Source organism: Promicromonospora iranensis, from assembly GCF_028994805.1.
GTDB classification, from domain to species: Bacteria; Actinomycetota; Actinomycetes; order Actinomycetales; family Cellulomonadaceae; genus Promicromonospora; species Promicromonospora iranensis.
This window is the reverse complement of record NZ_JAJQQP010000002.1, coordinates 82,770-107,433: the sequence shown is the minus strand read 5'-3', so window position 1 is coordinate 107,433 and position 24,664 is coordinate 82,770. Positions and strand designations below refer to the sequence as shown.

Here is a 24,664-nt window from a genome sequence, read left to right as displayed (position 1 = left end):
AAAAGGGCTTAATGTCACCCGTATGGCTTCCGCCCCCCGCGTCCTTGCGATCGTCCTCGCCGGCGGCGAGGGAAAGCGGCTGATGCCGCTGACCGCCGCCCGCGCCAAGCCCGCAGTGCCTTTCGGCGGCATCTACCGCCTGGTGGACTTCGCCCTGTCCAACATCGTCAACTCGCGGTACCTGCACGTCGTCGTGCTGACGCAGTACAAGTCCCACTCCCTGGACCGTCACATCTCCAAGACGTGGCGCATGTCGCCCCTGCTGGGCAACTTCGTGGCGCCCGTGCCCGCGCAGCAGCGCGTGGGCAAGCACTGGTATCTCGGCAGCGCTGACGCGATCTACCAGTGCCTCAACATCATCGACGACGAGCGGCCCGACATCGTCGTCGTGGTCGGCGCCGACCACGTCTACCGCATGGACTTCTCCCAGATGGTGGACGCGCACATCGAGTCGGGAGCGCGGGCGTCGGTCGCCGCGATCCGGCAGCCGATCGGGATGGCCGACCAGTTCGGCGTCATCGACGTCGACCCTGCCGACCCGACCAAGATCCGGGAGTTCCTGGAGAAGCCGACCGACCCCACCGGCCTGCCCGACTCCCCCGGCGAGATCCTCGCCTCGATGGGCAACTACGTGTTCGACGCCGACGCGCTGGTCGAGGCCGTCACCAAGGACGCGGCCAACCCCGACTCCCGGCACGACATGGGCGGCGACATCATCCCCGCGTTCGTCGCGCAGGGCGAGGCCGGCGTCTACGACTTCATCCGCAACGACGTGCCCGGCTCCACCGACCGCGACCGCGGCTACTGGCGCGACGTGGGGACCATCGACTCGTACTACGACGCGCACACCGACCTCATCGCCGTGCACCCCATCTTCAACCTCTACAACTACGACTGGCCGCTGTACACGGGCTACACGGGGCTGCCCCCGGCGAAGTTCGTGCACGCGGGCCCCGGGCGCATGGGGCACGCGGCGGAGTCGATCGTGTCGCCGGGCGTGCTCATCTCGGGCGCGCAGGCCGCTGGGTCGGTGCTCTCCCCCGGTGTGCACCTGCACTCGTGGTCGAACGTGTCCAACTCCGTGCTCATGGACGACGTCCAGGTGCACCGGTACGCGCACGTGCACCGGGCGATCGTCGACAAGAACGTGATCATCAACGAACGGGCTCGCATCGGCGTGGACCCGGACGAGGACCGGGCGCGCGGCTTCACGGTCACGGAGTCGGGACTGACGGTGGTCCCGAAGGGCACGATCGTCGACTGACGTCCCGCCCGGGGCGTCGAACGGAGGGGTGGTCGCACTCTGAGCGCTCAGAGTGCGACCACCCCTCCGTCCGGCCATCTCGACGAGCGCGGTGCCGGCCGTGCGCAGCACGTGGACAGCACGGTCGAACAGCGCGCCGCTCCGGCACACTGGTCCCCGTGAAGCGACTCATCGTGACCGACGTGGACTCGACCTTCTTCCGCCAGGAGGTCATCGAGCTCATCGCCGAACATGCCGGCACCCGGGACGAGGTCGCGGCGGTGACCGAGCGGGCGATGCGGGGCGAGCTCGACTTCGCCGCGTCCCTGCGCGAACGCGTGGCGACGCTGGCCGGTGTCCCCGTCGCCGCGCTCGACAAGGTCCGTGCCGCCGTCGAGCTGACGCCGGGCGCCCGCGAGCTGGTCGCCGCGTGCCAGGCCCGCGGCTGGGCGTTCGGGCTGGTCTCGGGAGGCTTCGCCGAGATCGTCGAGCCGATCGCCCAGGAGCTCGGGATCGAGCTGCTCCGCGCCAACCGCCTCGAGGTCGCGGACGGCGTGCTGACCGGCCGCACCGTCGGCCCCGTCATCGACCGCGCTGCCAAGGCCACGACGCTGCGTGAGTGGGCCGCCGCCCTGGACATCCCGCTGGAGCACACCGTCGCCGTGGGCGACGGCGCGAACGACCTCGGCATGATCGAGATCGCCGGCGTAGGCGTGGCCTTCAACGCCAAGCCGGTCGTCCGGGAACAGGCCCCCCACTCGATCGAGGGCCGCCTGGACGGAGTCCTGGACCTCCTCTGACACGTTGAGTGCGGGCTATCTGCGGTCCAGAGACGTCTCCGGCCACGAATAGCCCGCACTCAACGGGGCATGCTCGACGAGGTTCGGGTCAGGCGGGGCGGGTTACCTCCGTGAGGCGGGCCAGCTTGCGGTCCCAGTCCGACCAGGGCGCGTCAGCCTCCAGCACCGAGTACGTCGCCGTCGGTACGCCGACGCGCACCTGGGCGAGCGCGCCGTCCTCCGACCCCGGGCCGGCCAGCAGCTCGGCGGTACCCGCCATGGCGGGCTCATGACCGATCACCAGCACGGTCCGGGTGGCGGGGTCCAGCTCGCGCACCAGCGCGAGGACACCCCGTGGCATCGCCCCCAGCAGATCGTCGGTGAACGCCACCGGCGGCTCTCCCAGATGCTTGCGCGCGAGGTCCCACGTCTGCCGGGTGCGCACCGCCCCGGAGACGAGGACGGCGTCGGGCACGAGGCCGGACGCGACCAGTGCCGCACCGACCTTCACCGCCTGGTCCCGGCCACGCAACGCGAGCGGACGCTGCTCGTCGGGAAGTTCCGACGGCGGCTCCGCCTTCGCGTGCCGGAGCAGCACCAGTCGCCGTACCGGCGACGTGGTGGGCTCCGTGCCCGACGCTCTGCCCATCAGTGCCTCCTGCCCATCTATTGACCCATGGCGTGCACGCCGCCGTCGACGTGCACGATCTCGCCGGTCGTCGCCGGGAACCAGTCCGACAGGAGCGCGCACACGGCACGTGCCGCCGGCTCCGCGGTGGTCTGGTCCCAGCCGAGCGGAGCTCGGGTCGGCCAGGCGTCCTCCATCGTCGCGAAGCCCGGGATGGACTTGGCGGCGGTGGTCCGGATCGGTCCTGCCGAGACGAGGTTGCAGCGGATTCCTTCAGGGCCCAGGTCGCGCGCCAGGTAGCGGTTCGCGGACTCCAGGCCGGCCTTGGCCACGCCCATCCAGTCGTACACGGGCCAGGCGAACTGCGCGTCGAACGTCAGCCCGACGACGGCACCGCCGTCGGTCATCAGGGGCTGGGCCGCCACGGCGATCGACTTGTACGAGAACGTGGAGACGTGCAGCGCGGTGGCGACGTCCTCCCAGGTGCCCGTGAGGAAGTTGCCGCCCATGACGGACTGCGGGGCGAACCCGATCGAGTGCACCACACCGTCGAGCCGGTCGAAGCCCTCCGCGCGGATCGCGTCGGCCAGACCGTCGAGGTTCTCCTGGCTGGTCGCGTCCAGCTCGACCACCGGCGCCTCGACCGGCAGCCGCTTCGCGAAGGCCTGCGTGAGCTTCATCTGCCGCCCGAAGGACGAGAGAACCACCTCGGCGCCCTCGTCCTGAGCGAGCCGGGCGGCGTGGAATGCGATCGACGAGTCCGTCAGCACGCCCGTGACGAGCAGCTTCTTACCTTCGAGGAGACCCATGTTGTCCTTCCGATCGGGCGCAGGCGTGCCGAAGCAACCCCTGCGCTGGGTGCGAGCGTAATGCGAACCGCGGCGTGGAACGAAACTCCGCGCCGTGCTTCATGTCCAGAATGTTGGATATATTCGGGCAAAACCGCAGGTAGCGGCGCCAGAGTACGGCTCAGTGCCCCATCCCGAGACCACCGTCGACGGGGATGACCGCACCCGTGACGTAGCCCGCGGCGTCGGACGCGACGAACGACACCACCGACGCGACCTCGTCCGGCGAGGCGAAGCGGCCGGCCGGGATGTTCTTGAGGTAGAACTTGCGCACGTCGTCGGACAGCGCGGACGTCATGTCGGTCTCGACGTAACCGGGCGCGACGACGTTCGCGGTGATGCCGCGCGAGCCGAGCTCACGGCTGATCGAGCGGGCCATGCCCACCAGGGCGGCCTTCGACGAGGCGTAGTTGACCTGGCCGGCACCGCCGAACAGGCCCACGATCGAGCCGATCAGCACGATGCGGCCCTTCCGCGCCCGGATCATGCCCTTGGACGCCCGACGCACGCACCGGAACGTCCCGGTGAGGTTCACGTCGACGACCGACTCGAACTCCTCGTCGCTCATGCGCATGAGGAGCTGGTCCTTGGTCACGCCGGCGCTGGCGACGAGCACCTCGACGGGGCCCATGTCCTTCTCGATCGCGGTGAACGCGGCGTCGACGGCGGCGGTGTCAGTGATGTCCGCCACATAGGCCTCGACGCCCTTGGGCAGGTCGCCCCCGCGGTAGATCGTGGCGACGCGGTCGCCGTCTGCCACGAAACGCTCGGCGATCGCGCGGCCGATGCCGCGGGCGGCGCCTGTCACGACGACTACCCTGCCGGTCGGGCCTGCGGCGATGCTCTCAGTGGCGGGCATGGTGGTCACCTGAACTCCTCGATGCTGTGATGGTGCTGTTCGCATGGAGGCCGCGCGAGGCTGGGGGCAGCGGCCGGTACCGGGCTCGATCCGGGTCCGCTGCGACGCTACCCCGCGCGTCGAGCGGGCGCCGCGCGCGGCGGGCCACAGGGATCCAGCGGTCCTTGTCGGTTTCCTACAACAACCTGTGAGGTATACCGCCCGTGCGGACGCCGGAACACGTCCCGGCGAGCACGTGGCGGACGTAGACTGATGAGATGAGCGAGCCGGTTCCGTCCATCACCTCGGCCCACGTGCCGCTGGCAGTGGACCAGGCGCGCCGCACACGCAGCTACCTGATCCAGATGGCCATCCGCGTGGTGTGCATCATCGGCGCTGTGCTGGTGGACGGCTGGGTCCGCTGGGCGCTCGTCGCCGCCGCCGTGGTGCTGCCGTACTCGGCCGTGCTCATCGCGAACTCCGGGCGGGACCAGGTCACGCACGACACCTCGCCCGTGACGCCCGCGGCGGTACCCGCGCTCACCGAGCTGCCCGATGTCGATGCCTCCCCCGAGCGCCCGGGCCCTGCGGCACCGGGCGCCGGGCGCGTCATCGACCACGTGGACGACTGAGGGAACTTTCGATGGACCTCCTCGGCCTCTCCGGCCCCGCACCCGACCCCGTGCCCGACGGCGAGCTGATCTGCAGCGCCAAGGGCTGCCGCGAGCAGGCGGCGTGGGGTCTGCTGTGGAACAACCCGAAGCTGCACACGCCCGAGCGGCGCAAGGTCTGGCTCGCGTGCGACCAGCACCGTGAGCACCTCGAGCAGTTCCTCGCGTCGCGCTCGTTCTGGAAGCAGACGGTGGCGGTGGCCGAGCTGGACCGGGTGCCGTGAGCGACGGCGCCACGGCCGGCCGGCCCGGCGTCATGAGCGACGGCGCGGCGAGCCCCGGGGCCGACGAGTCCCGCGGCCCGCGCACGACCCGTCAGTGGGTGATCCTGGCGGTCGCGGCCGTGGTCCTCGCGGCCCTGTGCCTGGTGGCGGGCCGCTGGCAGTGGGAGCGGGCCGAGTCCCGCAACGCCGAGATCGACCTCGTCAACGCCAACTGGTCGGCGCCGGTCGTACCGGTGGGCGAGATCCTGGCCGGGCCGGGCGCCACCGTGCCGGACGACCAGGTCTGGCAGCCTGTCGAGCTCGAGGGCGAGTACGTCGCGGACGCGACGGTGCTGCTGCGCAACCGGCCGGTCGCCGGGCGCAACGGCTATCACGTGCTGGTGCCGTTCGAGACCCGGGTCGGCGGGCAGGACATCGTGATCGTCATCAACCGTGGCACCGTCCCGCTCGGCCGCGACGCGGCCGGACCGGACGCGGTACCCGCGCCGCCGCTGGGCGACGTGCGGGTCGTGGCGTCCCTGCGGGCGGACGAGCCGCCGTCGGACCGCGGCGCGCTCCCCGGTCAGGTGCAGGCGATCTCGACCGAGCAGGTGCTCGCTGCGGGGCCGGACGGCGGCGAGTGGGCCGAGGGCCGCACCGTCGGCGCGTACGGCGCGCTGCGGGCCGAGGACCCGGCACCCGAGACCGCGCTCAGCCCTCTGCCCAAGCCGGACACCGACCCGGGGTCGCACCTGTCGTACGCGTTCCAGTGGTGCATCTTCGCGGTCGGCGCGATCGCGGGCTACATCATGCTGTGGCGCCGGGAGCGCGGGGCGCTGCACGGCGAGACCGTGTCGGCGGGCGACCTGCTCCTCGCCTCCGACGACCAGGCCGACGCCGACGGAGTGCGGGCGCGTCGGCAGGCCGGCGACCGCCGGCAGACCGCCGAGGACGAGGAAGACGCGCTGATCGAGGCCCAGCTCCGCTAAGGCCCTGCTCGAAGGCTCTGGCGAAGGCTCTCGTTGTGGGCGTGACCGATGCGACGACGTGCCCGTCCTGGGCGCAATGATCACGCCCGCACCACAGGGGGCGGTGGGCCACGACGTCAGGCCAGCGTGACCAGCTCCGCGTACTCGTCGCTCCAGAGGTCCTCGTCGCCGTCGGGCAGCAGCAGCACGCGCTCGGGCTCCAGGGCCTCCACGGCGCCGTCGTCGTGCGTCACCATCACGACCGCGCCCTCGTACGTCTTGAGCGCGCCGAGGATCTCGGCGCGCGACGCGGGGTCGAGGTTGTTGGTGGGCTCGTCGAGCAGCAGCACGTTCGCGCCGGACACGACGATCGTCGCCAGCGCGAGCCGCGTCTTCTCGCCGCCGGACAGCACGTTGGTCGGCTTGTAGGCGTCGTCGCCGCTGAACAGGAACGAGCCCAGCACGGACCGCACCTGCGTGTCCGTGAGGTCGGGCGCGGCGTGCCGCAGGTTCTCCACGACCGTCACGTTCATGTCGAGCGTGTCGTGCTCCTGGGCGTAGTAGCCGAGCTTGAGCCCGTGTCCGGGTACGACCTCGCCGGTGTCGGCCGCCTCGACGCCCGCGAGGATCCGCAGCAGCGTCGTCTTGCCCGCACCGTTGAACCCGAGGATGACGACGCGGGACCCGCGGTCGATCGCCAGGTCCACCCCGGCGAACACCTCCTGGGACCCGTACGCCTTCGACAGGCCGTTGGCGGTGAGCGGCGTGCGCCCGCAGGGCGCCGGCGTCGGGAAGCGCAGGTTCGCCACGCGGTCGGAGACGCGCTCGGCCTCCAGGCCGGACATCATCTTCTCGGCGCGCTTGATCATGTTCTGCGCGGCGGTCGCCTTGGTCGCCTTGGCGCGCATCTTCTCGGCCTGGGCGAGCAGCGTGCCCGCCTTCTTCTCGGCGTTCGCCCGCTCGCGCCGACGACGCCGCTCGTCCGTCTCGCGCTGCTCGAGGTAGGCGTCCCAGCCGAGGTTGTACTGGTCGAGCTCGCCCCGGTTCGCGTCCAGGTGGAACACCTTGTTCACGGTGGCGCGCAGCAGGTCGGTGTTGTGGCTGATCACGATGAACCCGCCGCTGTACGCCCGCAGGTAGTCGCGCAGCCAGACGATGGAGTCCGCGTCGAGGTGGTTGGTCGGCTCGTCCAGGAGCAGCGTCTCGACGCCGCTGAACAGGATGCGCGCCAGCTCGATCCGGCGGCGCTGGCCACCGGAGAGCGTGCCGAGCGGCTGCGCCAGGACCTTCTCGTCCAGGCCCAGGTTCGCGGTGATGATCTGCGCCTCGGACTCGGCGGAGTAGCCGCCGGCCGCCAGGAAGCGCACCTCGAGCTTGGGGTAGCGCTCCATCGCGGCGTTCTGCGTCGCCTCGTCGAGGGACGCCATCTCGCCCTCGGCCTGGCGCATCTTGGCGATGACCTTGTCCAGGCCGCGCGCGGACAGCACACGGTCCATCGCGAGGACCTCGAGGTCGCCGGTGCGCGGGTCCTGCGGCAGGTAGCCGATGTCGGTACCGCGCACGATCTGCCCGCCCGTCGGCTGGGTCTCCCCCGCGAGGGTCTTCGTCAGCGTGGTCTTGCCGGCACCGTTACGACCCACCAGGCCGATCCGGTCGCCCGAGGCGACCCGGAAGTTCGCCTCGCTCAGCAGCACGCGCGCGCCGACGCGCAGCTCGACGCCATGGGCAGTGATCACGCAGATGGTCCTCACAGTTGGGGGGTGGTTGGTCGTTCGGCCCACAGCGGCGGGGGCCCTTCCAGTCTAGTGCCCATGGTCCAGGGATTACGGTGCGTTGCCTCACGTCCGCCTCACGGACGCCTCACGAACGCCCTGGACGGGACCGGTCGGCCGACGGTACCTTCACGCGTGGTACTACGTTGTATCACTCCGTCGCATGCAAGAGATCCGTCGCAAGGAAGCCACGGCCGCGTCACCGACGACGCGGCGCGACCTCCCGAAGGGATGAGACCCATGGAGATACGGTTCGTCGCCGTGCTCGCCTCGCTCGCACTGGCCCTGGGGGCCACGACCCTGCCCGACAGCGGCGGTACCGCTCCGGCGGCGGCCGCGCCACCGCCGTCGGACAGCGCGCGGGCGCCCGCCACCACGTTCACCAACCCGATCACCGAGCCGTTCGCCGACACCTACGCCGACCCCGCGATCATCCGGGGCAAGGACGGCTGGTGGTACCTGTACGCGACGAGCGACCCGCTGGTCTCGGGCGGTCACTTCGGGAACATGCACGTCGCGAGGTCGCGGGACCTGGAGTCGTGGGAGTACGTGGGCACGATCTTCGACGAGGAGAACCGGCCGTCCTGGGCCGCGAGCGCCTCGTACTTCTGGGCCCCGGACATCCGGTACGTGGACGGCCGGTACGTCATGTACTACACGGTGACCGACACGGCAGCGAACCCCGACCCGTGGGACTACACGATCGGCGTGGCGACGGCGCCGACGCCGACCGGGCCGTGGACGGACTCGGGCGGGCCGGTGCTGGACCCGCGTCCCGCGGCGGGCGACGGCTACCTCAACACGATCGACCCGGCGCTGTTCGCGGACGACGACGGGTCGCGCTACCTCTACTTCGGCGGCTTCAACGGCGGCATCTGGGTCACGGAGCTGGACGAGACCGGGATGCGCGCGGTGGGTGAGCCCACGCAGGTGACCGTGGCGGACCGGTACGAGGGCGCGTTCGTGGTGAAGCGGGACGGCTGGTACTACCTGATGGGGTCATCGGCCAACTGCTGCGCCGGCCCGGTGACGGGGTACAGCGTCTACACGGGACGGTCGCGTTCGCCGCTGGGCCCGTTCACCGATCACGAGGGCGTGGGCCTGGACGAGTCCCGCGTGGGCGGCACGCAGGTGGTGGCGCAGAACGGGAACCGGTGGATCGGCGTCGGGCACCATGCCGTGCTGACCGACGTGTCGGGGCAGGACTGGATGCTCTATCACGCGATCGACAAGGACGACGCGTGGCTCGAGGAGCCGGGTGGCGTGAACCGGCGGCCCACGCTGATCGACCGGATGGACTGGATCGACGGGTGGCCGGTGGTCAACGCGGGTGCGGGGCCGAGCGAGGGGCCGCAGCCGGGGCCGGTGGCGGCGAGCGGGCTCGGCATCGTGAGCGACGACCCTGCGGCCGGGTCGGGGCTCCGGCGGGTGGCGGGCTCGATCGCCCGGGGTTCCGACGGCTCGGGCGACGCCGGTGCGATCGCGCGCCTGGTGCCGACCCGGCGGGATGCCGTCGTACGGACGGCCCCGGCCCCGCGGGATGTCCGGGTCGAGGCAGACGTGCGGCTGCCGGACGCCGACGGCTCGTTCACGGCGACGCTCGGCGGGCGGGGTCCGGCCGCGGTGTCCGTGCGGCTGGACGCGGGGGCGCGTGAGCTCGTCGTCGGGCAGGGGCGGCGGCAGCTGCGGGCCGCGGTGCCCGCGAACGTGGACCTGCGCGACTGGCACGTCCTGAGCGTCGAGGCGCGCGACGGCGCGGTCGCCGCGCGGCTGTCGTCGAGCGGTCTGGGCGACGTGGACGCCGAGGTGCGGTTCGAGCCGCGCGGCTCGCTCCCCCGTCGCGCTCCGGTGAGCCTCGCGGCCGACGGCGGCGAGACGCAGCTCGACAACCTGACGGTGGTGGCCGCGCACGAGCCGGTGACCCGGCGGGTGGCCGAGCCGCGGGCCGGCGAGGTCACGTTCGCCGATGAGTTCGACGGCGAGCTCGACCCGGGCTGGCGCTGGCTGCACGAGCCGGCCGGTGTCGACGTCGCGGACGGCGCGCTGTCCTGGCCGCTGACCGGCCACGACCTGGTCGGGTCGGCCAACGACGCGCCCGCGCTGCTGCGCGACGCCCCGGACGGCGACTACGTGCTGGAGACCACCGTCACCCTGCCCCTGGGGGAGGACAGCGTGCGCAACTACCAGCAGGCGGGCCTGCTCGTGCACGCGGGCGACGACGACTTCCTGCGGCTGGCGCCGGTGTCGATCTGGCAGACGCGGCAGGTCGAGTTCGGCAAGGAGCTCACCGCCGACGGCCGTACCTGGTTCGGCGGCCACGTCTCCGGGCCGGTCGCGGACACCATGCACCTGCGCCTGTTCCACACCACCGACGCGGCCACCGGCGAGCACGAGTACCGGGCGGCCAGCTCACGCGACGGCCGGAGCTGGCGGTTCGGCGCCACGTGGACGCTCCCGGCCGGCACGGACCCGGCGGTCGGCATCTACGCCGGCGGCGGCGCCACCCCCTCGACGACGGCGCACTTCGACACGGTCCGTCTCCGCGAGCTGGGCTGACCCACAGTCCGTTGAGTGCTGGATATTTGCGCCGTCGGAACGTTTCGACAGCACAAATACCCAGCACTCAACGGGGCCGGGAGGGTGTCAGGATGGGGAGCATGTTTGCATCTGGACGGACAGGCGTGAACTGGCAGCCACAGGGGGTTCGGGAGGCCGGGGGCGGGCTGCTCGCCCTGGCACTCGCGACGTTCGTCGCCATCACCACGGAGCTGGTCCCGGTGGGCCTGCTCCCCCTGATCAGCGACGACCTCGAGGTCTCCGAGGGCGCCGCGGGGCTGCTGGTCACCGCCTACGCGTTCATGGTCGCGGTGCTAGCCGTGCCCCTGACGACGGCGACCCGCAAGCTGCCGCGCAAGACCCTGCTGCTCACCGCCCTCGGCGTGTACGTCCTGAGCAACGTGATCGTCGCGGTCGCGCCCACGTTCGCGCTCGTCGCCGTGGCCCGGGCCCTGGGCGGCGCGTCCCACGCGGTCTTCTTCTCGGTGAGCATCGGGTACGCGTCCCGCCTGGTGCGGCCGCACCTCGCGGGGCGCGCGCTGGCGCTGGTCACGCTGGGCGCGTCGGCGGGGTTCGTGCTCGGTGTGCCGCTGACGACGTCGCTCGGCACCGCCCTCGGCTGGCGCACCGCGTTCCTGGTGCTGGCCGGGGCGTGCACGATCGCCGGTGTGCTCACCGCACTGCTGCTGCCGTCCGTCCCCGGGGGCGGCGCTCCCCCGGCCGACGCCGCTCGTGGCGCCCGCCGCACCGCCCTGGCCCAGGTCACGACGGCGAACGCGCTCGCGTACCTCGGCCACTACACCGTCTACACCTACGTCTCCGTGCTGCTGCTGGCGACCGGCCTCGCGACGGCGGCGCTCGGCCCGGCCCTCCTGCTGATCGGCGCGCTCGGGCTCATCGGTGCGGCGTACGCCGCCGCGCGGCTCGACGCCCGGCTCCGGCAGACCACCGTCGTCACCCTCGTGGTCGTCGCGGGCGGCATCCTGGCGCTCGGGCTCGCGTTCCCCGGCACGGTCGGCACGCTCGCCGCCGCGGCGGTGTGGAGCATCGGCTTCGGCGCGGTCGCCGCCGTCTTCCAGACGGCGGCCATCCGCACCCGCGGCGCCTCACCCGACGTCGTCGGCGCCCTGGTCAACTCGACCGCCAACATCGGGATCGGCGGCGGTGCGGCGCTCGGGGCGCTCGTGCTCGACGGCGTCGGGTCCACCGCCGTGCCCTACACGGGAGCGGCCCTGGTCGTGGCGGCGCTGGCGGTGGTGCTGCTGACCCGCCGCGCGTTCCCGCCGGGCCCCGCGGATGCCCCGGGGCCTGACCATGGTGGTCGGTAATTCGCGTGGTGGTCGGCAGTTCGTCAGGTAGTCGGCATTCCGAGCTACCGATCATGTGACGGACTGCCGACCGCGCACCATCCGGCCAGCCCGGCGCGCGACGGGCGGGGCAGCGGGTGATCCGAGCCACGTTTTACCGCCAGAACGCGCGGCTCCGGGCTGTCGGACGTACGGTCCGATCATGGGCACAGACTCCCCGAGCGTTCCCGTCACCATCGCCGACGCACTACCCAACCTCCGCACCGGCCGTCTGGCCCGCGGGGATGACCTGAGCAACAACCGGCCGGCCAAGCACCTCATCGACGAACGTCGCGCCTACTCCCGGGAGCACGCCTCGGCGATCATGCGGGGCCGGCTCAGCGGGCAGCCCGACGAGCGGCACCGCGCCCTGAGCCGCCGGATCTCCGGCGCGCGGGCCGTCGCCCAGGAGCTCTGGGAGCTCGTGGCCCACCGGCCCGTCTGGCGCGTCCTCCACTCGATCCGGATGGAGCCCTTGGCCGACTCGGGGCTGCGCCCTCCGACGGACTCGCTGCAGCGCCCGACGACGGGCTCGCTGCAACGACCTTCGCCGGCCTGGACGCAGCGCACGGACGCCGTCGAGCTCGACCAGCTCGTGATCGGTCCCTCCGGCGTCTACACCATCCAGAGCGTGTACCGCCCGGCCCACGACATCACCGCCGACACCGCCCTGTATGCCGCTGCCCGCACCCAGCAGATCCTGGACCGCGCGACACGCGTACCGGTCACCGTGCAGCCGCTGATCGTGTTCGTCCGGACGGACCAACCCCGTGTGGAAGGTCCGCGCGACGGCGTCGAGGTGCTCACAGCCGACGAGCTGGTGCCGTGGCTCGAGAGCCGTCAGCCGATGCTCACGGAGCGCGAGCTGGAGATCGTCCACCTGGCGGCTCGAGACCACCGCACCTGGGCCGCCTGAGCCTGGCCCACCGCAGGTCGAGCCCGTCGAGACCACCCGCTCACCACACGACGCGCGCCGAACGCCGCCGAGCCGCCTCCGCAAGCCTGTCCCCCAGCGCGGAGAGCGGTACGGAGACCTTCTCGCCCGACGCCGGATCGGTCACCGCCAGCACCCCCGCCTCGATCTCGCGCGGCCCGAGCACGCCCAGCAGCGCGTCCCGGCGGTTCCGGGCAAGACGGATCCGGCTGCCGAGCGACCCCTCCCGCTCCACACGCACGCGTAGACCCCGGGCGCGCAGGTCGGCGGCCAGCTCGTCGACCCTGTCTGCGGCCGAGCTGTCTGCGGCCGAGCTGCCGGCGGCGGCGCTTCCGGCACCCGGGTCGTCGGCCTGCCCCGAGTCCCCCGACCGGTCGGCCACCGGCAGCAGACAGACCTGCACGGGCGCGAGCCAGAACGGCAGCCGTCCGCCGTGCCGTTCGAGGAGGAACGCGACCATGCGCTCCATCGCGCCGACGGTGCCGCGGTGGATCATCACCACGCGCTCCCGCTCGCCGGAGGCCGCGACGTAGGTCAGGTCGAACCGCTCGGGCTGGTTGAAGTCGAGCTGGACGGTCGCGAGGGTCTCCTCGTGCCCGCGGGCGTCGAGCACCTGGACGTCGATCTTGGGCCCGTAGAACGCCGCCTCGCCCGCCTCGGCGTGCCAGTCCAGCCCGGCGGGCGCCGCCAGCTCGGCCAGCACCGCGCCGAGTGCCTCCTCCGCGGCGGCCCACTGCTCGGGCGCGCCGAGCCACCTGCCGGAGTCGTCCCGGCCAGACAGGCGCAGGTACGACACCTCGATACCCAGGGTCTCGAGCACCTCCAGGACGGCGGACAGCGCGACGCGCACCTCGTCGGCCACCTGGTCGGGACGGCAGAACACGTGCGCGTCGTCGAGGTTGATCTGCCGCACCCGGCTCAGCCCGGACAGCACGCCGGACCGTTCCGCGCGGAACATCGGGGCCAGCTCCGAGTACCGCACGGGCAGGTCCCGGTACGAGCGCGGCTCGGCCGCGTAGATCTGCGCGTGGTGCGGGCAGTTGGCGGGCCGCAGCACGAGCGGGTCGACGCCGGCGTCGGCGCCGGAGCCGGAGCCGTCGACGACCATGGGCGGGAACATGTCGTCGGCGAACTTGGCCCAGTGGCCCGACCGCTCGAACAGCGACCGCTTGCCGAGCACCGGCGAGTACACGGGCTCGCAGCCGGTACGCAGCGCCACCTCGCGGGCGTACTGCTCCAGCTCGTACCGCACCGCCGCGCCGGCGGGCAGCCACAGCGGCAGGCCGGGACCGACGAGCGGGCTCGAGTCGAAGATCCGCATGTCGCGGCCGAGCTCGCGGTGATCACGGGTGACGGGGTCGTTCATGGATGCTCCTTCGATGGAGGAACCGCCCCGGCGCCAGGCAAGACAAAAGCCCCGGAGCGAGCTCCGGGGCCTGGGTTGCTGAGTGCAGGGTCAGCGCGCGCCGGAGGGGTCCGGCGTCGTCGTGCGTGCGCTGAGGTGCATGGCGCCCACCGTAATGTCAGAGGGACGAGGCGTCCAGCGCGTTGCAGTCCTGGATGGTGCCGCCGTCGTAGCCGATGCTGAACCACGTGACGCGCTGCTCGCTGGAGCCGTGCGAGAACGCCTCGGGGTTCACGTCGCCACCCGAGCGCCGCTGGATGTTGTCGTCACCGACAGCGGCCGCCGCCGAGAGCGCCTGTTCGAGCTGTGCTCGGCTGATCGGTTCGAGGAACGGGACGCCGGTGTCCGGGTCATTCGTGGTGGCGGCGGTGCCCGCCCACATGCCCGCGAGGCAGTCGGCCATCAGCTCGATGCGCACGGAGTCGGACTCGGGGCCGGTGCCCGAGCGGTCGGCCCGCTCGAACAGCCCGAGCTGGTTCTCGATGTGGTGGCCGAACTCGTGCGCCGTCACGTACATCTCGGCGAGCGGGCCACCCTCGGCGCCGAACTGGCTGGACAGCTGGTCGTAGAAGGCCAGGTCCTCGTACACGGTGGTGTCGGCCGGGCAGTAGAACGGCCCGGTGGCCGACGTCGCCGAGCCGCAGCCCGTGTCGACGGCGCCGGTGAAGCTCACGACCTCGGGCATCTGGTACTCCACCCCGCCCTGCTCCGGAAGAGTGGTCTCCCAGTAGGCGTCGAGCGACTGCACGGCGGCGTTCAGGCGGCACTCCGGGTCGGTGTTGGCCTCCTCGGCCGTGCACTCCCCGATGTAGCCCGTCTCTCCGGTTCCCTGGCCGCCCGACGTCGTGCCGCCGAGGATGTCCGCCGGGCTGTTGCCCGTCACCAGCATGTACACCAGCGCGATGACGATCGCGACGCCGCCTCCGCCACCCACGGCGACGGCGCCCCGGCGTCCGCCACCCTTGCGGACCCGGCCACCCTCGAACTGACCGCCCTTGTTGAAAGTCACCTGATCACGCTACCGCGACCACTGCACGGTCCGTCGGTCGGTCCTTCGGTCAGCTGCCCCCGCCGGCGTCGGCCGGGAGCGCCGTGCCGACGGTCGGCCGGTCAGCGGAACCGCCAGCGGGTGGCCGTCAGCCCGTCGGAGCCGTAGCCGAAGGCGCGGGTGGGTGTCACCCGGTAGAAGCCGTACTCCGGCGAGCCGGGAAGGCTGCCGTCGTACACGTTGCCGTTGCGGACCGTGAACTCCCAGCCGTACTTGGCCATGAAGGTCGCCGCCACACGGCGCAGCTCGGACTCCGCCCGCACTTGCGTGACCTCACCTTCGACCACGAGGTCCAGGGTGTCGTCGGAGACCGTGATGACGCAGTGGTGGTTGCGGGCGAGGTTCTTCGCCTTGCGGGACGTCGGGCGCGTGGCGAAGACCGGCGCGTCGTCCACCCAGACCGGCATCAGCGGCATGGCGTGGGCACGTCCGTCCGGCCGCACCGTCGAGAGCCACGCCTTGGGGGCCGACTCCAGGCATGCGCGTGCCTCGTGCCACGGTTTCACCGTCGCCTCGTCCGTGCTCATCGGTGTCGCGTCCCGCTCGTCGAACAGCAGCTCGGCCGTGGGGCTCCCGCCGGTCACCGCGACCCTCCTCGTGCTGGTGCGGTCTCGTACTCGTCGTGCAGGCGCCACCACGCGTACGGCGCGGTCTGGGGCCGATCCTCCGGCGAGTCCTCCCAGTCCTCCTGTCTGCCCAAGGGAGTCAGGTCCAGGAAGCTCCAGCTGCTGCCGAGCTGTTCGACGCCCCTGCCGGTGGTGACGTAGGTGCGGTACACGGTGCCGCCGTCGCGCAGGAAGACGTTCAGCGCGAACCCGCCACCAGCATCCATGTCGTCGTTGAAGTCGCTGCCGAGCGACGAGACCCACGGGATGGTCCAGCCCATCCGTTCCTTGAACGGGAGGATCTCGCTCAGCGGGCCGCGGGAGACCAGCGCCAACGAGGTGTCGCGTGCATGCAGGTGTGCCAGGTGCCCGATGTTGTCGGTGAACATCGAGCATCCCGAGCAGACGTCGTCGGGGTCGTGCCACATGAAGCAGTAGGTGATGAGCTGGCTCCGTCCTTCGAAGAGGTCCACCAGGCTCACCTGGCCGTCCGGCCCTTCGAAGCGGTACTCCTTGTCGATCCTGACCATCGGCATCCGGCGCCGCTGGGCGGCCAGCGCGTCCGCCGCCCTGGTGTGCGTCTTCTCCCGTGCCCGCAGTGCGTCGAGCGCGGTCCTCCACTCCGACGGCGAGACGGTCCGGGGTTGGTTCATGGCTCTCTCCCTCACACATGGTCTCCTGAAGGAACTAACCGGTTCAGGCTAGGCCGAGTGAGTTCCTTGAGGCAACTCAATTGCGTAGGCTGGTGCCATGCAGCGAACCCGTTTCGGCGACATGGCCTGCTCGATCGCCCGGACGTTGGATGTCATCGGGGAGCCCTGGTCGCCACTGATCTTGCGGGACGTCTACGTCGGCATCACCCGGTTCGACGCGCTCCAGCAAGACTTGGGCATCTCCCGCAAGGTGCTGGCCGAACGGCTGAAGTGGCTGGTCGAGAAGGGCGTGCTGGCACGGCAGCAGTACTCGAGCCGACCACCGCGCCACGAGTACACGCTCACCACGAAGGGCGAGGAACTGTGTGACCTGCTGCTGGTGATGGTGCGCTGGGGCGACCGGTGGACCGCCGGCGAGGCAGGCCCGCCCGCACTCCACCGGCACCACGCCTGCGGCGAGTTCAGTCACGTCGAGCTGCACTGCTCCGTGTGCGGGCAGCCGATGCACGCCACCGACATCGATGTCGTGCCCGGCCCCGGCGCGGCGGCCGGATAACTGCGCGCCTGCTCCGGGAGCCGGTTCTCCCCGCGGACCGATCGACGAACGCGCCCCTGATGCGCCTACCGGTCGAGCACGCGCGCGCGGAACTCCTCGACCGGCCACGCCGTCATCGCGCCGAGCCGGACGGCGACGATCGCGCCGTCGGCGTCCCGCTCGACCTGGACCGGCTCCCCGACCGTGCCGAAGCCGGCCACGGACTCCTGCGCGAGGCGTCCGTCCGCCAGGAGGAACCGCTGCGCGACCTCGACCGGCTGCGGGGAGCGCGGGTTGATCGTGTGCACGATCCCGCCGAGGTCCACGACGTCGACCACGCCCCACAGGTTGGCGAAGCGCCCGAAGGGCGCGTCCGCCGGGACGGGCGGCACCGGGGTTCCGCCCGTGCCCGCCAGGCCGGACGCCGCGACCTCGTCCGCGGCCGCGAGCGCCAGGTTGATGATCTGGATGACGCCGCCCGCGATCTGCGTGGCGATGCCGTCGACGGCGTTGGTCAGCGCGGAGACCACGAGCCCGTCGACGGGGTCGATCCAGGTGCGCGTGATGTGGCCGGGGTAGCCGCCGGAGTGGCCCACGAGCTCCCGGTCGCCGACCTTGCCGAGCTCGATGCCGACGCCGTACCGGCCCAGCTCGCGGCCCCGGACCGTCAGGGTGGACTCCTCGCGCTGCACCAGCCGCTTGCTCTGGTCGGTGAGCAGCGTGGTGTCGCCGAGCACGTGCGTGGCGCCGTAGCGGACCATGTCGAGCGCGGTGGAGTACCAGCCGGTGGCGGCGGCCATCGCCCGGGTGTCGACGTGCGGGATGACGCGGCGCGCGTCGCCGTGCGCGATCCGGCCGGTGTGGCCGGCCGCGTACTCGGCGGCACGGGCCGGGTCGAGCTCGGTGCCGGTCCGGGTCAGGCGCAGCGGCTCGATCACGGCGGCGCGCGCCACCTCGTCGTACGTCGTGCCGGTGACCTGCTCGATGATGATGCCGAGCAGGCTGTAGCCGATGTTCGTGTACTTGAAGTGCTCGTTCGGCTCGAACACGATGCCCTCGGTGCGCACGCACTCCAGCACCTGCTCGCGGTCGAGGAAGGGCCGCTGGTGCTGCCAGAAGTCGCCGTCGGACGAGTCGCGGATGAGGCCGCCCTGGTGGCCGAGCAGCTCGCGGACGGTGATCGCGGCGGCGGCCGAGCCCGCCAGCTCGGGGACGAGCGCACCGACGGTGTCGTCCAGGCGCAGCTCCCCGCGCTCGACGAGCTGCATCACGAGGACGGTGGTGAACGTCTTGGAGTGGGACGCGACGCGGAACAGGTGGTCGCTGGTCAGCTCCTCCCCCGTCTCCAGGTCGGCCTTGCCCCAGGCCAGGTCGACGAAGACCTCGCCACGGCGGCCCACGGCCAGCTGCAGGCCGGGCATGCCGTGGTAGTCGGCCTGGAACGCGGCCCAGTCGGCCAGGTAGGGGGCTATCGAGCGGAGGGTCTGTGCGGTGCGGTCGTCGGTCACGGGGACGACTCTGTCAGGTCGGCGGACAGGACGTCACCGTGTTACCCGGCCTGTGCACCCGCCTGCCGGAGCGTGCGCTACCCGAAGTAGATCGAGGAGTGGAGGGCACAGCGCGGGTTGAACGCGGCGGCGCAGGCCGGGCACCGCCCGGAACCCCGGTACTCCGCGACGGTCAGCTCCGTCCAGCACACGCCGCACAGCACCGCCCGCTCGTCGTCCGCCCCGGCCGGCCAGGGCAGCGACGGATGGTCGGCGGTCTGCTCATGGCACAGATGACACGGGTAGTACCGGCCGCAGCAGGCGAACCGGATAGCGATGACGTCCAGCGGCGTCCGGTAGTGGACGCACCTGGTCTGCTCGTCGACCGTGGGGCCGAGCACCACCGGCCTCATCGCACGCCGCGTGCGGCGAGGGCCTCGCCGAGCTGGTCCGCGTGCTTGAGCGCCATGACCAGGAACGGCATGGCGAAGTGGCGCAGGCTTCGTCCCCCTCCGCGGGCACGCTGCGCCTCGCGCACGTCACGGGCCAGGCCCGCGAGCACCGGCAGCGTGCTCAGCGTCACGGACAGCGTCAGGGCCGCACGCTGCGGGTCGATCCGCAACCACGCGAGCGGCTGCATCGCCCGCTCGATCGTCTCCAGCAGCGCGGTCGCCGGGGTCGTCAGCGCGAGCAGCGCGGCGAGCGCACAGGCGACGGCGACGCGCGTGGTGTTCGCCGCGGCGCTCTCCGGGCCGAGGAAGACCAGCTGGCCGACAAGGGTCAGGCCGACGATCCAGCGGACCGTCACGAGCTGGCGGCCGAGCTCACGCATCCCCGCGCCCCGGATCGCGTAGCACGCGAGGCAGACGCCGGCCATGACCGCGGCCGCCCACCAGGTCGCCGGGAGCAGGCACACGCCGAGCACGATCAGCAGGAGGAGGGCCGTCTTCGGCCCGGCCCGCAGCCGGTGCCACGGACCGTCCCCTGGCCGGTACAGGGTCACCATCGGGTCACCATCGGATTCCCGCCTCGTACATGGCGATCACCTGCGCGGGGTCCCCGACCTCGGTCACCGTCCCGTCCTGCACGAGCACCGCCGTCTCGCAGCGCTGTGCGAGCCCCAGGTCGTGCGTGACCAGCACGAGCCGGTGCGACGCGTCCGCGAGCAGGTGGTCGGCGACCCGGCGGGCGTTGCGCGCGTCCAGGTACGCGGTCGGTTCGTCCGCGACCACCAGGTCCGGGCGCCGGACGAACGCGCCGCACAGCGCGAGCAGCTGCTTCTGGCCACCGGACAGGTCGTGCGACGACCGGTCGGCGAGCTCGGCCAGGCCGAACTGGTCGAGCGCGGCAGCGACCCGTTCTGCTTTCTCGGCGCGCGGCAGCTTCTCGGTGCGCAGGGAGAACGCGACGTCCTCCGCGACGGTCGGCATGACGATCTGCGCGTCCGGGTTGCTGAAGATCACCGCGACGCGGCGGCGCAGCTCCGCGGCCTGACGCACCGGGTCCAGACCCAGCACGCGCACGGTGCCGTCGTCCGCGACGACCAGGCCGCTGAGCAGGCGCGCGAGCGTCGACTTGCCCGACCCGTTCTCCCCGACGACCGCGATCGTCCGCGCGTCCAGCGCGAGCGTGACGTCGCGCAGCACGTCCGTGTCACCCAGGCGCACGTGGACACCCTGGAGCGCGATGCCGGGTGCGGTACCGGGTGCGGTACCGGGTGCGACGCCGCTCATCGGACCACCTCCAAGACCGCCGCGACGCCCAGCCCGCCGCCCACGGACGCCGCCGCGACACCGAGCGTCCCGGCCGGGGCGCCCGCGCGGACGAGCCGCCCGAACAGCCGCACCACGCTGACCGCGCCGCTCGCGCCCCAGGGGTGACCCAGCGCCAGGGCTCCGCCGTCGGCGCACACGCGCGCGTCGTCGTCGTCGATACCGAGGCGGCCGAGCACAGCCAGCGACTGGGCCGCGAACGCCTCGACGATCTCGAACGCCGCGACGTCGCGAAGGTGGACCCTGGCGGAGTCGAGGGCGGCCCGCACGGCCGGCGCGGCCCCGACCCCGGGCAGCGCGGGGTCGCAGCCGACCACCGCATGCCCCCGGAGCGCGAGTCCTGGTGCGTGGCCCGCGAGCCCGCGGGGCACGACGGCGACCGCTGCCGCCCCGTCGCTGATCCGCGTGGCCGTCCCAGCGGTCAGTGTGCCGCCCTCGAACAGGGCGGGCAGCCGGGACAGCAACCGTTCGGCGACCCCGACGGAGTCGTCCGCGGTCAGTCCTGCCACCGGGACGAGCTCGGCCGCGAACCGTCCGGCGTCGCGGGCGGCGCGCGCCCGGCGGTGGCTGCGCGCGGCGTGCGCGTCCTGCCGTTCCCTGCTGATGCCGTCGGCCGTGGCCAGGTCCTCCGCGGCGCGGACCATGTCCGGGTCTGGCCACCCCTGCGGGGTGAACGGGGCACGGTCGTAGCGCACGCCGTCCACGGACCGGACCGGAGCCGTCGACGCGCTCTCGACGCCGCCGGCGAGCCGCGGGCGGTCGTCCCCCGCGCGGATCGCCGCCGCGGCGTCGAGCACCGCGGCGAGGCCGCTGCCGCACTGCCGGTCCACGGTCGCGCCGGGGACCTCGACTCCCAGCCCGGCGGCCAGGGCGGCGACCCGGGCGGGGTTGCCGCCCGGGCCCATGCAGTTGCCGAGCACGACGTCGGCGATCGCGAGCCGGCGCCCGGCCGCGGCCTCCGCGTCGGCGCGCACGGCGCTCAGGACGGGCGCGGTGAGCTGCCCGACGTCCAAGGAAGCGAGGGCGCGCCCGCGGGTGCCGATCGGCGTCCGGCGGGCCGCGATGACTACCGCTTCATCCGGCAACCCGGGTCACCTCCCCGGCGAGCGCCCGACGGACGATCTCGGCACGAGCCGGCTTCCCCGACGTGGTGCGGGGCAGCTCACCGGTGAACCAGATCCGGGGCCGGTGCGCCGGGCCCAGCCGGGCCGCCGTGCTGCCGCGCAGCGAGCTCGCGGTGATCGTGGGGGAACCAGGAGCCGGTTCGACCATCGCGGCGACGAGCGCTCCGACCCCACGTGCGGGGACGCCGAAGACGACGGCGTCCGCGATCGCGGGGACCTGCCGGAGCTCGGCCTCGACCTCCTCGGGGATCACGGTCGCCGAAGCGGTGATGATCGCGCCGTCCGCACGGCCGCGCAGCCGGAGGGTCCCGGTCCCGGAGTCGGCGTCGGCGTCGGCGTCGGCGTCGGCGTCGGCGTCGGCGTCGGCGTCGGCGTCGAGCTCGGCGAGGTCGCCGACCGTCGCCCAGGCCCCGTCGGTTCGGAGAGGACCGCCGGTGCCGAGGTAGCCGAGGGCCACGAAGGGGGACCGCACCCACAGCTCGCCGTCGCGCACGTCGACGTCCACGCCGGGGAACGGTCGTAGGCCGGTGCCGTCGTCGACGGCCACGAACGAGAGCTCCGCCGCGCCGTAGTAGGAGATCACCCGGATGCCCCGGGACTCGGCGTCCGCACGCAGACCCTGGTCCAGGTGCGAGCCGCCGACGAGCGCGGTCCGCAGCCGCGGAAGCTTTCCGCCGTCGAGCAGCGCGCGCAGCGCCTGGGGAGTTCCGTGGAACGCGGTGGCCTCCGCGAACTCTTGGTCCGGCCCCGGGCCCCGCCCGGGGAACACGGGTCGCGGGCCGCCGCCCAGCGCGTGCGCCAGGGAGAACAGGGTGAGCGAGGACGACGGCGGCGCGGGCAGGGCGACCACCAGTTCGGCCTCCGGCACGGCGGGGTCGTGCAGGAGCGCGGAGACGGCGGGAAACGACTCCGCCCAGGACGCGGCGGTGCGCACGACGATGCGTGGCGCGCCGCTGCTGCCGGAGGTGAGCGCCGCCCAGGCCGCGCCAGATGGCGGCCGCACGTCCCGCACCAGAGCGTGCACGGCCTCCCGGTGCGCCTCCGGCAGACGTGCGTCAGTGACCAGCGGGACGTCACCCGCGGCCCGCACCGCCCGCAGACGGTCGACCAGCGCGTCCGTGGCACCGTCCAGCACGACGATGCGCGGTGTCACGGAGCCTGTCACGGCGCCTGTCACGGGGCCGGCGGGATCGTGCCGGCGGCTTCCTCGCGATCCTTCGAGCGCCAGTTCCGCCGGAACGCGCGGGGGTAGGCGCGCAGGAGCGTGGAGACGGTGACCGTCGCCAGCACGGCCTTCACCAGGTCGCCGGGGATGAACACGAGGCTGGCCAGCGCCGTCTGGGCGAGCGACAGCCGGGTGACCAGGCTCTGGACGGGGATGCCGAAGGCGTAGACCACGAGGATGCCGCCGACGAGCATGGCGAGCGCGGTCCGCCACGCCGTCGGCTTGCGGGCGGCCGAGTGCACGATCAGGCCCACGACGAACGCCCCGGCGATCCAGCCGAACAGGTAGCCGGTGGACGGTCCGACGAAGACGCCGAGGCCGCCGCGCCCGCCGGCCAGCAGAGGGAGGCCGGCCGCGGTGAGCGCGAGGAGCGCGAGGACGGAGAGCGCCCCGAGCCGCGGTCCGAGGATCGCCCCGGCGAGCATGACGCCGAAGGTCTGCGCCGTGATCGGCACACCACCGAAGACGCTGAAGCTGCCCGGCAGGCCGAGGGCCGCGATGAGGGCGGCGAAGACGGCGACGCGGGCGAGATCGCTCGCATCGAGCACGCTTCGCAGTGGTCCCTGGTCGTCTCGCATGTGGCCCTCGCTTCTTCCTGAACGGTGTTCACCTGAACGGCGTTCTGCACCATACTGTGCTGATGAGCGGATCACCAAGACACAGCCGCGACGACGTGTCCGAGATGGCCCTCCGCCTCCTGGACGAGTACGGGCTGCCCGACCTGACGATGCGGCACATCGCCGCGGCTCTCGAGGTACGGGCCAGTGCGCTGTACTGGCACTTCCCGAACAAGCAGGCGTTGCTCGCCTCGGTCAGCGCGCGGATCCTCCGCCCGATGGAGGACGTGCGGGTCGAGGACATGACCGTGTCCGAGACCGTCCGCCGGCTGGGCGCACGACTGCGCGAGTGCCTTCTCGCCTATCGCGACGCCGCCGAGCTGGTGTCGAGCTCGCTGGCGCTGGGCCTCGTCGACTCCCCGGTCCAGCCGCAGCTGATGGCGGTCACCCGGCGCGACGGCGTGCCGGACTCGCTGTCCCGGGTCGCCGCGGAGGCCGTCATGCACTTCGTCGTCGGGTACACGTTCCACGAGCAGCAGCGTCTGAGCGCGGACTCGTTCGGGCTGCTCCCCGAGACCACGTCGTCGCTGAACCCCGAGCACGCGAACGCGCGGCCGGCGGACGGCGGGGACTTCGAGGAGGCCCTGAAGATGATCGCCGACGGCCTCGAGGTGTCGGCGCGTCAGCACACGGAGACGTCGGCGGGCTGACCCGGTTGGTCAGCGCTCTCGCACGTGCCGGGGCGTGTCCTGGTCGCGGCGGCCGCGCAGCACCTTCACGAGCCACCAGACGACCAGCAGCACGACCACCACGATGACGACCCTCTGGAACACGCCGACGCTCTGTTCGACGACGTGCCACTGGTCCCCCAGCAGGTAGCCGGCGCCGACGAGCAGGGTGTTCCAGAAACCGGAGCCGAGCGTCGTGAAGGCGAGGAAGCGCCCGAGCGGCATGCGCTCCACACCCGCAGGGATGGAGATCAGGCTGCGGACGATGGGGATGAGCCGGCCGATGAGCACCGCCCAGTCGCCGTGCCGGTTGAACCAGGCCTCGGCCTTGTCGACGTCCTCCAGCGGCACGAGCGGCATGCGGTCGACGATCGCGCGCAGGCGGTCGCGACCGAGCCACGCCCCCAGCGCGTAGAGGAGGACGGCGCCGACCACGGAGCCCGCCGTCGTCCAGATCAGGACGTGCCACAGGACGAGGGAACCCTGCGAGGCCGTGAAGCCGGCCAGCGGCAGGATCACCTCGCTCGGCAGCGGCGGGAACAGGTTCTCCAGGGCGATCGCCACGCCGGCGCCGGGTGCGCCGAGCGTCTCCATCAGCCCGATGGCCCAGTCGGCGACCGTCGAGGCGAAGCTGTGTGTCGTCATGTCCCTACGCTATGCGGCGGCAACCGGCGACGGACTGCGGTCCTCCCCCTGGCCAGGTGGGTGCACCCCAGCACGGGGTGTGGTTTTCCGCAGT

General features: G+C 72.5%; 26 protein-coding genes. 10 read left to right on the top strand and 16 right to left on the bottom strand.

The features are described 5' to 3' along the window. The first annotated feature begins 22 nt into the window (after window positions 1–22). Entirely contained in the window at window positions 23–1,264 is a 1,242-nt protein-coding gene (glgC, locus tag LUM46_RS02995) for a glucose-1-phosphate adenylyltransferase (RefSeq protein WP_274992206.1), read from the top strand. Between the two features lie 158 nt (window positions 1,265–1,422). Beyond that, on the top strand, window positions 1,423–2,043 hold the full coding sequence (serB, locus tag LUM46_RS02990) for a phosphoserine phosphatase SerB (RefSeq protein WP_274992205.1): 621 nt from the start codon (window positions 1,423–1,425) through the stop codon (window positions 2,041–2,043). Between the two features lie 88 nt (window positions 2,044–2,131). On the opposite strand, the gene LUM46_RS02985 is transcribed toward serB, so the two are convergent. From LUM46_RS02985 to fabG, 3 genes are all read right to left on the bottom strand, one after another. After that, complete coding sequence (locus LUM46_RS02985; RefSeq protein ID WP_274992204.1) at window positions 2,132–2,671, bottom strand: SixA phosphatase family protein; 540 nt, start codon at window positions 2,669–2,671, stop codon at window positions 2,132–2,134. Window positions 2,672–2,688: 17 nt separating this feature from the next. Then, entirely contained in the window at window positions 2,689–3,459 is a 771-nt protein-coding gene (gene fabI, locus LUM46_RS02980; RefSeq protein WP_274992203.1) for an enoyl-ACP reductase FabI, read from the bottom strand. Between the two features lie 160 nt (window positions 3,460–3,619). Next, window positions 3,620–4,357 carry a 3-oxoacyl-ACP reductase FabG gene (gene fabG, locus LUM46_RS02975; RefSeq protein WP_274992202.1) on the bottom strand — a complete coding sequence of 246 codons (738 nt, stop codon included), beginning with the start codon at window positions 4,355–4,357 and terminating at the stop codon, window positions 3,620–3,622. A 257-nt stretch (window positions 4,358–4,614) separates the two neighbouring features. Here fabG and LUM46_RS02970 point away from each other — a divergent pair, with 257 nt between their 5' ends. From LUM46_RS02970 to LUM46_RS02960, 3 genes are read left to right on the top strand one after another with little or no spacing between them, the layout of a single operon-like run. Then, a complete protein-coding gene (locus LUM46_RS02970) occupies window positions 4,615–4,968 on the top strand; it encodes a DUF3099 domain-containing protein (RefSeq protein WP_274992200.1) in 354 nt (117 codons plus the stop codon). A gap of 11 nt (window positions 4,969–4,979) precedes the next feature. Further along, window positions 4,980–5,231 carry a hypothetical protein gene (locus tag LUM46_RS02965; protein ID WP_274992198.1) on the top strand — a complete coding sequence of 84 codons (252 nt, stop codon included), beginning with the start codon at window positions 4,980–4,982 and terminating at the stop codon, window positions 5,229–5,231. Further along, a complete protein-coding gene (locus tag LUM46_RS02960; protein WP_274992197.1) occupies window positions 5,228–6,199 on the top strand; it encodes an SURF1 family cytochrome oxidase biogenesis protein in 972 nt (323 codons plus the stop codon). Before LUM46_RS02965 ends, LUM46_RS02960 begins: the two co-directional genes overlap by 4 nt. Before the next feature lie 116 nt (window positions 6,200–6,315). Here the strand turns inward: LUM46_RS02960 and LUM46_RS02955 are convergent, their stop codons facing one another. Beyond that, window positions 6,316–7,914: an ABC-F family ATP-binding cassette domain-containing protein gene (locus LUM46_RS02955; RefSeq protein ID WP_274992196.1), complete on the bottom strand. Its 1,599-nt coding sequence runs from the start codon at window positions 7,912–7,914 to the stop codon at window positions 6,316–6,318. Window positions 7,915–8,190: 276 nt separating this feature from the next. On the opposite strand from LUM46_RS02955, the gene LUM46_RS02950 reads away from it, so the two are divergent. The 3 genes from LUM46_RS02950 (at window position 8,191) to LUM46_RS02940 (ending at window position 12,768) form a co-directional block, all read left to right on the top strand. Next, on the top strand, window positions 8,191–10,506 hold the full coding sequence (locus tag LUM46_RS02950) for a glycoside hydrolase family 43 protein (RefSeq protein ID WP_274992195.1): 2,316 nt from the start codon (window positions 8,191–8,193) through the stop codon (window positions 10,504–10,506). Window positions 10,507–10,631: 125 nt separating this feature from the next. After that, window positions 10,632–11,834 carry an MFS transporter gene (locus LUM46_RS02945; protein WP_274992194.1) on the top strand — a complete coding sequence of 401 codons (1,203 nt, stop codon included), beginning with the start codon at window positions 10,632–10,634 and terminating at the stop codon, window positions 11,832–11,834. 181 nt (window positions 11,835–12,015) lie between these two features. After that, window positions 12,016–12,768: a hypothetical protein gene (locus LUM46_RS02940; protein WP_274992193.1), complete on the top strand. Its 753-nt coding sequence runs from the start codon at window positions 12,016–12,018 to the stop codon at window positions 12,766–12,768. A gap of 40 nt (window positions 12,769–12,808) precedes the next feature. On the opposite strand, the gene LUM46_RS02935 is transcribed toward LUM46_RS02940, so the two are convergent. From LUM46_RS02935 to LUM46_RS02920, 4 genes are all read right to left on the bottom strand, one after another. Then, window positions 12,809–14,152, bottom strand: a complete 1,344-nt coding sequence (locus LUM46_RS02935) for a threonine--tRNA ligase (protein ID WP_274992192.1) — start codon at window positions 14,150–14,152, stop codon at window positions 12,809–12,811. Window positions 14,153–14,309: 157 nt separating this feature from the next. Then, on the bottom strand, window positions 14,310–15,200 hold the full coding sequence (ypfJ, locus tag LUM46_RS02930) for a KPN_02809 family neutral zinc metallopeptidase (RefSeq protein WP_274992190.1): 891 nt from the start codon (window positions 15,198–15,200) through the stop codon (window positions 14,310–14,312). 101 nt (window positions 15,201–15,301) lie between these two features. Continuing rightward, on the bottom strand, window positions 15,302–15,823 hold the full coding sequence (locus tag LUM46_RS02925) for a pyridoxamine 5'-phosphate oxidase family protein (RefSeq protein ID WP_274992189.1): 522 nt from the start codon (window positions 15,821–15,823) through the stop codon (window positions 15,302–15,304). Further along, window positions 15,820–16,497, bottom strand: coding sequence for a DUF899 domain-containing protein (locus LUM46_RS02920; RefSeq protein WP_274992188.1), 678 nt, complete (start codon window positions 16,495–16,497; stop codon window positions 15,820–15,822). The genes LUM46_RS02925 and LUM46_RS02920 overlap by 4 nt, the downstream gene beginning before the upstream one ends. A 97-nt stretch (window positions 16,498–16,594) precedes the next feature. Here LUM46_RS02920 and LUM46_RS02915 point away from each other — a divergent pair, with 97 nt between their 5' ends. Beyond that, the gene (locus tag LUM46_RS02915) at window positions 16,595–17,053 is read left to right on the top strand and encodes a winged helix-turn-helix transcriptional regulator (protein WP_274992186.1); all 459 of its coding nucleotides are present in this window, start codon (window positions 16,595–16,597) and stop codon (window positions 17,051–17,053) included. Window positions 17,054–17,118: 65 nt separating this feature from the next. Here the strand turns inward: LUM46_RS02915 and LUM46_RS02910 are convergent, their stop codons facing one another. From LUM46_RS02910 to LUM46_RS02880, 7 genes are all read right to left on the bottom strand, one after another. Further along, the gene (locus LUM46_RS02910) at window positions 17,119–18,540 is read right to left on the bottom strand and encodes a serine hydrolase domain-containing protein (protein ID WP_274992185.1); all 1,422 of its coding nucleotides are present in this window, start codon (window positions 18,538–18,540) and stop codon (window positions 17,119–17,121) included. 77 nt (window positions 18,541–18,617) lie between these two features. Next, window positions 18,618–18,920: a CHY zinc finger protein gene (locus LUM46_RS02905; RefSeq protein ID WP_374726926.1), complete on the bottom strand. Its 303-nt coding sequence runs from the start codon at window positions 18,918–18,920 to the stop codon at window positions 18,618–18,620. An 8-nt stretch (window positions 18,921–18,928) separates the two neighbouring features. Next, complete coding sequence (locus tag LUM46_RS02900) at window positions 18,929–19,525, bottom strand: energy-coupling factor transporter transmembrane component T family protein (protein WP_274992183.1); 597 nt, start codon at window positions 19,523–19,525, stop codon at window positions 18,929–18,931. 4 nt (window positions 19,526–19,529) lie between these two features. Then, window positions 19,530–20,252 carry an energy-coupling factor ABC transporter ATP-binding protein gene (locus LUM46_RS02895; RefSeq protein WP_274992182.1) on the bottom strand — a complete coding sequence of 241 codons (723 nt, stop codon included), beginning with the start codon at window positions 20,250–20,252 and terminating at the stop codon, window positions 19,530–19,532. Then, window positions 20,249–21,376: a thiolase family protein gene (locus tag LUM46_RS02890; protein ID WP_274992181.1), complete on the bottom strand. Its 1,128-nt coding sequence runs from the start codon at window positions 21,374–21,376 to the stop codon at window positions 20,249–20,251. Before LUM46_RS02890 ends, LUM46_RS02895 begins: the two co-directional genes overlap by 4 nt. After that, window positions 21,366–22,592 carry an AMP-binding protein gene (locus LUM46_RS02885; protein WP_274992180.1) on the bottom strand — a complete coding sequence of 409 codons (1,227 nt, stop codon included), beginning with the start codon at window positions 22,590–22,592 and terminating at the stop codon, window positions 21,366–21,368. The genes LUM46_RS02890 and LUM46_RS02885 overlap by 11 nt, the downstream gene beginning before the upstream one ends. Further along, a complete protein-coding gene (locus tag LUM46_RS02880; RefSeq protein ID WP_274992179.1) occupies window positions 22,589–23,218 on the bottom strand; it encodes a biotin transporter BioY in 630 nt (209 codons plus the stop codon). The genes LUM46_RS02885 and LUM46_RS02880 overlap by 4 nt, the downstream gene beginning before the upstream one ends. 62 nt (window positions 23,219–23,280) lie before the next feature. On the opposite strand from LUM46_RS02880, the gene LUM46_RS02875 reads away from it, so the two are divergent. Further along, window positions 23,281–23,907, top strand: coding sequence for a TetR/AcrR family transcriptional regulator (locus LUM46_RS02875; protein WP_274992178.1), 627 nt, complete (start codon window positions 23,281–23,283; stop codon window positions 23,905–23,907). Window positions 23,908–23,916: 9 nt separating this feature from the next. Here LUM46_RS02875 and LUM46_RS02870 read toward each other — a convergent pair whose 3' ends face one another. After that, entirely contained in the window at window positions 23,917–24,570 is a 654-nt protein-coding gene (locus LUM46_RS02870) for a DedA family protein (protein WP_274992177.1), read from the bottom strand. Between the last annotated feature and the right edge of the window lie 94 nt (window positions 24,571–24,664).